This window comes from Protofrankia sp. CiP1_Cm_nod3 (genome assembly GCF_982290655.1).
Genome location: NZ_CEVIVD010000014.1, coordinates 58446 through 62275, shown reverse-complemented (window position 1 = coordinate 62275; position 3830 = coordinate 58446). Strand labels below are relative to the sequence as shown.

1 protein-coding gene is annotated in these 3830 nt (G+C 77.2%); it reads right to left on the bottom strand.

Annotated elements, in window-relative coordinates; translation table 11 throughout:
- A partial coding sequence (locus AC5LUJ_RS05280; RefSeq protein ID WP_493464553.1) for an acyltransferase domain-containing protein occupies nucleotides 1–3804 on the bottom strand: 3804 nt, incomplete at its 3' end.
- Nucleotides 3805–3830 lie beyond the last annotated feature (26 nt).

The window sequence follows — 3830 nt, the reverse complement described above, 5'->3', positions numbered from 1 at the left end:
CTCGCGCAGCGGCCGTAGTGGCCGGTCGGGAGGCGGCTGGTCGAGGCGCTGGCTGTGTTCGGCGAGGGCGGTGTCGAGGGCGGTGGTGGTCTCGTCGAACGCCTGGCGGAAGATCGGGTGGGTGTTGTAGAGCTCGCGGCCGACGCCGGGGCGCTGCGCGCCCTGCCCGGTGAACAGGAACGCGATCTTGCCGGGGGTGGCGTTGCCGTGGACGACGTTGGGGTGGGGCTGGCCGGTGGCGACGGCGTCCAGGCCGGCGAGCAGGTCGTCGCGGGTGCCGGCGACGACGGCGGCCCGGTGGGGGAGAGCCGCCCGGGTGGTGGCCAGCGAGTAGGCGACGTCCACCGGCCGCAGCGTGCTGTCGGCGCTGACGTGCGCGGCCAGCCGGGCGGCCTGCGCCCGCAACGACTCCGCTGACGCCGCGGAGACCACCCACGGCACTACAACCGCCCCCCGGCCCACAGCCGCGTCCGCGCCGGACACGTCCGCGCCCGCCGTCTCCGTCCCCGCACTCACCGAGCTGTCCCTCCGCCCGCCGGTCAGCTCACCGTCCGTCCCGCGCCCGGGGGATTGAGGGGGGAAGTGGTTGCTGGGACGACCACTTCCACCCTCGTTGTCGTGATCCGGAGCGTTTGCGAGGGGGGCTGCCGGTGGGGGCAGCGGGTGGTTCGTGTCGGCGTCGGCGAGGACGGGCTGGTCGGGGGACTGCTCGATGATGATGTGGGCGTTGGTGCCGCTGATGCCGAAGGAGGAGACCGCGGCCCGGCGGGGGCGGTCGGCTGTCGGCCAGGGGCGGGCGGAGGTGAGCAGTTCCACCGCGCCCGCCGACCAGTTCACGAACGGTGACGGGGCGTCCACGTGCAGGGTCTTCGGCAGGACGCCGTGGCGCAGCGCATAGATGATCTTTGTGATGCCGGCGATGCCGGCCGCGGTCTGGGTGTGGCCGAGGTTCGACTTGATCGAGCCGAGCAGCAGCGGCCGGCTGGCGGGGCGGCCCTGGCCGTAGGTGGCGATCAGCGCCTCCGCCTCGATCGGGTCGCCGAGGCGGGTGCCGGTGCCGTGCGCCTCGACGGCGTCGATGTCGCCGGCCGTGAGCCCGGCGGCGGCCAGCGCGTCCGCGATAACCCGCTGCTGGGACTGGCCGTTCGGCGCGGTCAGCCCGTTGGACGCGCCGTCGGAGTTCACCGCGCTGCCGCGGATCACCGCCAGGATGCGCCGGCCGGCCCGCTGGGCGTCCGACAGCCGTTCCAGCAGCAGGAACCCGACGCCCTCGGCCCAGGACGTGCCGTCCGCCGCCGCCGCGAACGCCTTGCTGCGGCCGTCGGGGGCGAGCCCCCGCTGCCGGGAGAACTCGGTGAACAGCCCCGGGGTCGCCATCACGGCGACGCCGCCGGCCAGCGCCAGGTCGCACTCGCCGCTGTGCAGCGACTGGATGGCCAGATGGGTCGCGACCAGCGAGGACGAGCAGGCGGTGTCGACGGTCAGCGCCGGCCCCTCCAGGCCGAGGGTGTAGGCCAGCCGGCCGGAGGCCACGGATGTCGTGCTGCCGGTGAGCACGTAGCCCTCGGCGTCGCGCGGCGCGTCGGTCAGGCGCGGGCCGTAGTCCTGCTGGGTGGCGCCGACGAACACCCCGGACCGGCTGCCGCGCAGGCTGTGCGGGTCGATGCCGGCGCGCTCGAGCGCCTCCCAGGCGGACTCCAGCAGCAGCCGCTGCTGCGGGTCCATCGCGTCGGCCTCCCGCGGGGAGATCCCGAAGAACTCCGCGTCGAAGCGGTCGGCGTCGTAGAGGAAGCCGCCGTCGCGGGTGTAGGTCCGCCCCGGCCTGCCGGGCTCGGGGTCGTAGAGGGCCTCGACGTCCCAGCCGCGGTTCGACGGGAACCCGCCGATGGCGTCCCGGCCGTCGGCGACGAGCTCCCACAGCGCCTCGGGGGAGTCGGCGCCGCCCGGCCAGCGCCCGCTGACCGCGACGATCGCGATCGGCTCGGCCGGGCCGCCCTGGTTGACGCGCCGACGGGCGCGCCGCGCGGTGGCCGCGGGCGTGCCCGACACCAGGGTGATCAGCCGTTCGGCCAGGGCGGCCGGCGTCGGGAAGTCGAACACCAGGGTGCTCGGCAGGGTCAGGTCGGTCGCCGCGGCGAGCCCGTCGCGGAACCGCACGGCGCCGAGCGAGTCGAAACCGAGGTCCCGGAAGGTCTGCCCGTTGTCGATCCGCTCCGTGTCCGCGTGCCCGAGCACCCCGGCCGCGGTCGTGCGGACCAGCTCCGTCAGCCGCTCCCGCAGCGCCTGCGGGGACAGCGCCGCGAGCGGATGCTCCGCCGCCCCGGCCGCCGCCCCGGCCGCGTCCCAGGGCACGTCCCCGGCCGCGAGCCCGAGCCCGTCGGCACCCGCCGTCCCGGCCGCGCCGGGATCGCCTTCGCCGCCGTCCGGGCCGGGCCGGCCGGTGGACGGGCCCGGTGCCACGGCGAGCCCGCCGGCCGCCGCCGGGGCGGGAGCGAGCCAGAAACGGCGCCGCTGGAACGCGTAGGTGGGCAGGTCGACGGCGTACGGGTCGGCGCCGGCGAGGGTGTCGCTCCAGTCGACCGGCAGGCCGTGGACGTGCGCCTCGGCCAGCGCGGTCAGCAGCTGGGCCGGCCCGCCGGCGTCGCGGCGCAGCGTGCCGAGCACACCGGCGCCGGCCCCGGCCGGACCGGCGTCGTCGACCGTCTCGTTGATCCCGCCGACGAGCACCGGATGCGGGCTGACCTCGATGAACACGTCGTGGCCGCTGCCGAGCAGGGCCCGGGTGGCGGCCTCGAACCGGACGGTGCCGCGCAGGTTGGCGAACCAGTACGCCGCGTCGAGCGTGCCGCCGTCGACCGGCTCGGCGGTCACGCTGGACAGCAGCGGGATCGTCCCGGCCCGGGGGGTGATCCCGGCGAGCGCGCTGAGCAGGCGGTCGCGCAGGCCGTCGACCTGGGGCGAGTGGGAGGCGTAGTCCACCGGGACGAGCCGGGCCCGCACCCCCCGCGCCTGGTAGTCGGCGACCAGCTCCGCCAGCGCCCGCGGGCTGCCGGCGACGACGGTCGACCGCGGGCCGTTGACGGCCGCCAGCGACACGGCGTCACCGATGCCGCTGTCGGCCAGCCGCGCCCGCACGTCGTCCGCGGGCAGCGCGATCGAGGCCATGCCGCCCTGCCCGGCGATCGCGGTGATGGCCTGGCTGCGCAGGGCGACGATCCGGGCGGCGTCGTCGAGGGTGAGGATGCCGGCCACGTACGCGGCGGCGATCTCCCCCTGGCTGTGCCCGACGACGGCGTGCGGGTGCACCCCGTACGAGCGCCACACCGCCGCCAGCGAGACCAGCACCGCCCACAGCGCCGGCTGGACCACGTCGACCCGCTCCAGCGAGGGCGCGCCGGGCGCCCCGCGCAGGACGTCGAGCAGGTTCCACCCGGTGTACGGGGCGAGCGCGTCCGCGCTGGCCGCGATCGACTCGGCGAACACGGGGGAGGCCTCGAGCAGGCCCGCGGCCATCCCCGGCCACTGGGAGCCCTGGCCGGGGAAGACGAAGACGGCCAGCCGACCGGCCCGGGCGGCACCGCGCACGGTGCCCGCGGGCAGCTCGCCGCGGGCCAGCCCGGCCAGCCCGGCCAGCAGGGCGTCCCGGTCGTCGCCGACGACCGCCGCGCGGTGGGCGAAGGCGGCCCGGCCCCGCACCAGCGCCGCGGCCACGTCGACCGGACGCGCGGACGGGTCCGCCGCGACATGGTCGTGCAGGCGCGCGGCCTGGGCACGCAGGGCGTCCCCGCCGCGCGCCGAGAGCACCCACGCCACCGGCCCGCCCCGGCGCT